This is a genomic window from Sphingobium sp. ba1, from assembly GCF_000743655.1.
GTDB lineage: Bacteria > Pseudomonadota > Alphaproteobacteria > Sphingomonadales > Sphingomonadaceae > Sphingobium.
In genome coordinates this window covers 1-6,376 of record NZ_JPPQ01000036.1, presented here as the reverse complement: position 1 = coordinate 6,376, position 6,376 = coordinate 1, and the positions used below count along the sequence as shown (strand labels likewise).

The window sequence follows — 6,376 nt, the reverse complement described above, 5'->3', positions numbered from 1 at the left end:
CGCCGAGCGCGCCCAGCAGCTTGGCATCGCCCAGGCCCAGCCCGTCCCGCCCCCGCACCGCCCGATAGCCCAGCGCAATGGCCAGTAGCGCGCCATAGCCCGCCGCTGCACCAATGGCGCGATCGACAAGCGTGACGTCGCTCGCCCACAATCCGATGGTAAAGCCCAGAAAGGCCAGCGGCAGCGTCAGCGCATCGGGGAGCCAGAAATGCCGCCAGTCCAGCACCGCCAGGGTCAGCAGCACCCACCCGAACACAGCCCAGCCGATGCCACCCAAATTGGGCATCACGCCCACCGCGACCGCGCCAATCACCGCGCACCCTGCTTCGACCCGGCCATGCAAAGGATCGATCGCTGCCCCACAACTACGGCATCGCCCGCGCTGCATCATCGCGCTGACCAACGGTATCAAATCCCGCGCGCCAAGCGTCCGCCCGCACCCGTCGCAGGCCGATCGCCCCCGCATCACGCTGCGTCCCTGCGGCCAGCGCAAGATCAGCGTCGCGAGAAAACTGCCGAGAATAGCGCCCGCCAGCCCGCCGATCAGCGCCGCGACCGGCTCGATCACAATGTGCCGTCGACCTTGAGCAGCTGCCCGTTGCCAACAGCCGCAAAGCCCGCCAGCCCCAACGCCCCGGCCAGTGTCGGATCCGCCGTCTCCACCCGCATTTCAGCAGAATAGCGTCCCGACCGCCAGATGCGCAGGGTCAGCTTTTCCATCCCCGACTGGCTGACCAGCGGCAGCAGCAAGGCATCGCCATCGCAGCTGACGACGCCCGAAAGCCCCTGCGTCAGGTTGAGACCGGGAAATTGCCCCGCCATCCGCGCCCGCACTCGCCCCTCGGCATGGCCGCAGCGATCGCCGGCGAAATTGGCACTGACATCTTCCAGCATCAGGCTGCCGACCGGCAGCGGCGCAAAGGTGCGACCCAGCGGCACCGCGCCCGTCACATCGTCGATGCCGATCCGGCCGAAGCCGACCGTCAGCGCGCCGCCAATATCGTCGGCCAGGCCGTTGCGCCGCTCTATGTCGAACCGTGCCCGGCCGGTCAGCAGGGCAAGGGGCGAAAGACCCGCGCGCACGCTGCCCATCGGCATCTCACCCAGCATCAACTGGTCGATCCGCCCGCTCCACACCGTCCCCCGCACTTCCCGTGCAGCGACACCAAGGCGCTCCAACCCGGCAAGGCCAAGCGCAACCCGCATCGGCAGGAAGATCAGCAAGCCAAGCGCCAGCGTGACGAGCAGGATGATCCGCATCCGACGCGACAGGGTCAGGCCCATCATTGTCCGTTCCCGCGTGCAAGCACGGCCTGCACCGACACGCTGCCCGCCGTAGGCGCAGGCCGGGCGCTCATCGTATCGACGCGCACGCCTTGCGCTTCCAGCGTAGCGAGCCAACTGAACAGCGCCACCGGGCGAACCGAGGCGATCGCGATATCCATCCGGTCCGCCCCTTGCGCTTGCGCCCGCTCCAGCATCAATCCCGCCTCGCCCGCGCTCTGGCCAACCAACTGATCGATCGGCGCGCTCGGTCCTGCCGCCTGCGCATTGCGCGGCAATGCCTTCAACTGCTTGACTGCTGCCCGCACCGCCGCATTGCGGTCGGTCGCGACGCGCAAGTCATCACGCGCTGCAACCTGCGCCCGGTCGAGCGGCATCGCCACCCCGAACCACAGGATCACGCCCGCCAGCAGCGCGAACATCACGCCCAGCATCACCTGTTCGCGCGCCGAGCGTTCGGCCCAAAGGCTCTTCATCCGTTCCATCATGACCGCACCGTGATATCCGCCAGCGTTCGCCCGCCCGGATCCTGCGATGGGGTGGCCGTGATCGTGAAGCCCGCCGCCTGGAGCGCGAGCAGCACGATGTTGATGTCGTCGGCCTTGGCCGAGGCCAGCGTCGCGCGCACCATCCCGTCCGGGTCGCGCGACAGGCTGGTCAGCGCCACACCCGGCGCATCCTGCATCGCGCTCAGCAATCCGGCAACCGGTGCGGTAAAGGCACGCCCACCCGCACCGCGCGCGGCAAGCTGCCCTTCCATCTCGGCCAGTGCCTGCGCCGGATCACTGGCGCCCGGCAGCACTTGCTGCGCCTGCGCCAGACTGTCCCCGTCAAGGCGGCTGGCCTCGCCATAATTTTTCGCAATGCCGATGAGCGCAATCAAGAGGCTCGCGAGCAGGATCAGGCCACTCCAGAGGGCAATCCGCCCAATCACCCGCTGGTCGATCGACCGCCGCACCCGCTTGGCAAAATCGCCCTGACGCAGATCAAGCGGCGGATTGTCGAGCGCGGTGATGGCGCGCCCCTCGATCAAACCAGGCGACATATCGGCAATCGGTGCATCGCCGACCAGGGCGTCCGTCGCCATGTCGCCAGTCAGCGCCATGTCCACACCGCGCAGCACGGTTGCGCCACCAATCTCGCCCCGCGCAAAGCCGTCTTCCGGCTCAGGCAGCAACAGCGCCGCCGGGACGATCAGATCGGGGTCCAGCCCATGATGCTGCGACCATAGCAACCAATGCTGCACGTCGGCGCGGCTGGCGAGCGCGATGATATGCGGCCGAGCGGGGTCTTCATTGGCGCAAGGGGCGGCGAACAACTGGTCCGCTGGTGCGATGCCACCCGCCAGCGCCGCCAACCGCGCCGCCGCCCGCCCCTGCCGCACCGGCAGATCGGGATGGGCGGTCCAGTGCAAAGCCACCAAAGCGGCCGGCAGCACCAACATCACCCGCGCCTGATCGGGCAAGGCGGCAATGCCGCACGCGGCGAGCCAATTGGCGCCAACGCCCGACTGCACCAGCGCGCCGTCGATCACCCGCATCCAGTGCGGCTCCGTCTCTTCCGCTTCGGGCAGAAAGACGATCAAGGCATCGCGTGCGCTCATGCGCCCGCGCCCCAGCTGCGCCGCACGATCGTCGCCGGGTTTTCCCGCGCGTCGATCAGCGCGCGCTCCACCAATTGCGTTCCCCCGACATTCACCGACACGTCCACTTCGAAAAACCCCGTCGTCAATTTGACCTGCTCCGCCACCTCGGTCATCGGCGACAGGCCGCTAAGCGAAGGCATAGCCCAGAATTGCACCGTGCTGCCGTAGCCGTCCGGTGGCCGCTGCGCCAGCAATTGCCGCGCCTGCGCCACCGACAATTGCCCCGGCAACAGCATCGCAAATAGCGGTGCCTGCGTCGGTAGCAGCGTATTGATGTTGATCGGCGACAAATCCGTGACGGGCAAAGCGCAAACCCATGGCCGCGCCAGATCGTAAATGGCAGGCGTGATGCCGTTGACCGCGCGCAATTCGCTGGCATCGACCATCAATCGGTTTGCCGCGCGATAGGGGCGCGGGGCCTGGGCGTAAGTTTCATCCTCCGCACCGCCTGGCTGCGCAACGCTGTCGCTATCGATCCAGTCGGCGAGCGCAGCCGCAGCCCCCTGCGCCTGTCGCGCATCGACACCCAGCGCCTGAAGCAAGGCCTGGAATTGCGATACGCCGATCGGCCGGACCTTCAGGCTGGCCTCGCTCTCGCCCGTCACGACGCTGTTCAGATTGAAGCAATTGCCGCCATCGGTCACCCGCGCGGTCGCGATGCCGCCGGGGACGGGAATGCTCTGGGGCGTACCCATCCATCCACCCGCCAGCGTGATCCTGGCCGGATTGGACGCGACCAGATCGCCGATCCGCATCCGCGCAATCTGCGTCCCGGCGTCGGCATAGGCCCGCGCCTGATCGATCGCCCCGCCATTGCCCGTCATGCGCGTGGCCAGCGCCACCCGTTCAAGCGCCGTCGCGGCGACGACGGACATGACCGCCACCAGCAGCAATACCGTCAGCAACGCCGCCCCGCGTTCATTGGGCTTGCGCGGATCAGGCACCGGTTGCGCCTTCGATGATCGGTTGCTCGATCGGGCCGGGCGCGACCAGGAAGCGCAAGGTGACCGGCGGTTCGCCCGTCCGCTTCAACACCATCTCCACCGCACGGGGGAGAAGGTCGGGCTGGGTCGGGGTCCAATCGTCGCGCCATTTGCCCTGCGCATCGCGAAATTTCAGCACGACCGCTTCGACATTTTCCAGCAGCGCCGCCGGTTCATCGCCCGCCGCGCCATCCAGTTGCGCATAGCTGCGCCGCTCCAGCCGCCCCTGCCGCACCCAATATTCGATCTTTTGCAGCGAAGGCCGGGGCAAATCGCCCAGATTGTCCCAACCGCCGCGCACGAACTGCATCACCGGCTGGCCTTCGCCTTCCCCATTTGCCCAAAAGGCCGGCGCAAGCGTGCCGCTCTCCGTACGGGTAATGCGCGGCACCGCCTGCCCCAGATCGCCCGCCAGCGCCCCGCCCGCGCGCTGGACCGCGGCCATATCGTCCAGCCGCGCCTTGATCTGCGCCTGCGCTGACACGCTGTTCCCCAGCAACAACACGCCTGCACTGGCCAGCATCGCAAAGATCATCAGCGCGACAAGCAGTTCGATCAGCGTGAAGCCAGCGTCCGGACCACTCTCTCCGTTCGCTTCAAGCGAAGTCGAGAAGCCATCGCTCGACCCGAACGGATGGATGCGCGCGCAATGCATCACTCGACCACCCGTACGAAACTCAGCACCACCGGCGACGCGCCTGGCTGCCCGTCCACCGTCAGGTCCACCTGCAACAGCCGCTGGTCGTCGGTCGGCTTGACGATCCGGTGCCAACGCCAGTTCCGCCCGCCATTGGCGACGTCGCCTTCTTCTTCCCCGACGGCTGGCGGCAAAGGATCGCTCTGCACCTCGACCATCAGGTTGCGCGCGACGATCTGACCTAGCGCCTTGCTGTCGAGATCGGCCGCCGTGCGCAGGGTCACCCCCTGCAACCGCACGAGCGCCAATGCCGCCAGACTGAAAACCGCCAGCGCGACGAGCATCTCCAAAAGCGTAAAGCCACGTTCACATTTTCCGTCACCCCGGACTTGATCCGGGGTCCAGGGCGCAAAGCGCTGCCCTCTGTCGCCGTGGACGCGGGGTCCAGCCCGGCATGACAGCGGAGGGGATGGCAGCTTACCCACCGACCATGACCTTCCCAGCCATATCGACCGTTACCGACACCCGCTCGCCTTCGCGCGCGAGCGTGACGGTCAGCGGATCGGTCGGCAGCCCCGTGCCGTCAAAGCCAATCTGTTGCCGTCCGTCCTTGCCCACCAGCGCGCGCGTGCCGCCCTTCCAGTTGGCCGTGACGAACGGCTTGTCCTCCAACGGCACCCATCGCCCCTCCTCGCGACGCTGGAAACCATAGCCTGACGCCGACACCCACAATCCCATCGGCGCAGCCGTGACGACCGCTTCGTCGCGCGCGGCGGCAACGCGCGCGGCAAAGCGGTCGGCATCCTCGATCACGCGCCCGCGCGGATCGGGCATCGCCATGACGACGGCAGCCGAAATGAAACCGATGATCGTGAGCACGACCATCAGTTCCACAAGCGTGAAACCCTGTTGGGCGGAACGCCGCACAAAGTTGAACCCACATCCGTTCGTTTCGAGCGAAGTCGAGAAACGAGGCAGAGCCGAGTTCAGCGAAGCTAAACGCTTCTCGACACGCTCGAAGCGAACGGCAGATGAGTTACATCTCGCTGGAATAAATATCCGCATTTTCACTCTCGCCACCCGGCTGGCCATCCGCGCCCAGCGAACTGATGTCGAACGCGCCCTTGCGCCCCGGCACGGTATAGACATAGGCGCGGCCCCACGGATCGTCGGGCAGCTTCTTGATATAGCCGCCGCGACGATAACGCTGCGGCTGGGCCAGCGACGCGGGCGGATTGAGCAACGCCTGCAACCCGTCGGACCCGGCCGGATAGGTCAGATTGTCGAGCCGATATTGTTCCAGCGCCTGTTCGATCGTGGAAATGTCGGCCTTTGCCTTCTCGACCCGCGCAGTGTCGGTCGCGGGAATGACATTGATCGCCACGATCGTCGCCAGCAGGCCGATGATGACGATCACCACCATCAGTTCGACCAAGGTGAAGCCATCCTCTCCCCGCCTACTATCTCCGTTCGCCCTGAGCCTGTCGAAGGGCACTCCTTTTGCTGAAAAGAAAGAAGGGGCTTCGACACGCTCAGCCCGAACGGATTTTAGCTTAAACATATTCAACTCCTAAGCCCCGGTCAGGCTTTGCAACTGCAAAATCGGCAGCAGGATGGACAGGATGATGACGGCGACGATGCCGCCCATCAATATGATGATGATCGGTTCCAGCATCGCGAGCGCGGTCGAGGTGAACGAGTCGAACTCGCGCTCCAGATAATCCGCCGCGCGCTCCAACATGGTGTCCAGCCGCCCGGCGCTCTCGCCGCTCGCCGCAAGATAGACCAACAGCGGCGGGAACACCCCAGCGCGGCGCAGGGCGGCGG

General features: G+C 66.4%; 9 protein-coding genes and 1 pseudogene. All 10 read right to left on the bottom strand.

What is annotated here, in order from left to right; genetic code table 11:
• On the bottom strand, positions 1 to 568 hold a 568-nt coding region (locus IL54_RS02495; RefSeq protein ID WP_037472881.1), incomplete at its 3' end, for a prepilin peptidase.
• The gene (locus IL54_RS02490) at positions 565 to 1,287 is read right to left on the bottom strand and encodes a type II secretion system protein N (RefSeq protein WP_037472878.1); all 723 of its coding nucleotides are present in this window, start codon (positions 1,285 to 1,287) and stop codon (positions 565 to 567) included. The genes IL54_RS02490 and IL54_RS02495, both read right to left, overlap by 4 nt.
• Complete coding sequence (gene gspM / locus IL54_RS02485; protein ID WP_037472877.1) at positions 1,284 to 1,772, bottom strand: type II secretion system protein GspM; 489 nt, start codon at positions 1,770 to 1,772, stop codon at positions 1,284 to 1,286. Before gspM ends, IL54_RS02490 begins: the two co-directional genes overlap by 4 nt.
• A complete protein-coding gene (gene gspL, locus IL54_RS02480) occupies positions 1,769 to 2,887 on the bottom strand; it encodes a type II secretion system protein GspL (RefSeq protein WP_037472876.1) in 1,119 nt (372 codons plus the stop codon). Before gspL ends, gspM begins: the two co-directional genes overlap by 4 nt.
• On the bottom strand, positions 2,884 to 3,873 hold the full coding sequence (gene gspK, locus IL54_RS02475; RefSeq protein ID WP_037472875.1) for a type II secretion system minor pseudopilin GspK: 990 nt from the start codon (positions 3,871 to 3,873) through the stop codon (positions 2,884 to 2,886). The genes gspL and gspK overlap by 4 nt, the downstream gene beginning before the upstream one ends.
• Entirely contained in the window at positions 3,866 to 4,567 is a 702-nt protein-coding gene (gene gspJ, locus IL54_RS02470) for a type II secretion system minor pseudopilin GspJ (protein ID WP_052027518.1), read from the bottom strand. Before gspJ ends, gspK begins: the two co-directional genes overlap by 8 nt.
• A pseudogene (gene gspI / locus IL54_RS02465) lies at positions 4,567 to 4,917 on the bottom strand (type II secretion system minor pseudopilin GspI); the annotation flags it as partial. The gene gspJ and the pseudogene gspI, both read right to left, overlap by 1 nt.
• A gap of 109 nt (positions 4,918 to 5,026) precedes the next feature.
• Positions 5,027 to 5,476, bottom strand: a complete 450-nt coding sequence (locus IL54_RS02460) for a GspH/FimT family pseudopilin (protein ID WP_037472872.1) — start codon at positions 5,474 to 5,476, stop codon at positions 5,027 to 5,029.
• 109 nt (positions 5,477 to 5,585) lie between these two features.
• On the bottom strand, positions 5,586 to 6,110 hold the full coding sequence (gspG, locus tag IL54_RS02455; RefSeq protein WP_037472883.1) for a type II secretion system major pseudopilin GspG: 525 nt from the start codon (positions 6,108 to 6,110) through the stop codon (positions 5,586 to 5,588).
• A gap of 9 nt (positions 6,111 to 6,119) precedes the next feature.
• The coding region (locus IL54_RS02450) for a type II secretion system F family protein (protein WP_037472871.1) at positions 6,120 to 6,376 on the bottom strand (257 nt) is incomplete at its 5' end.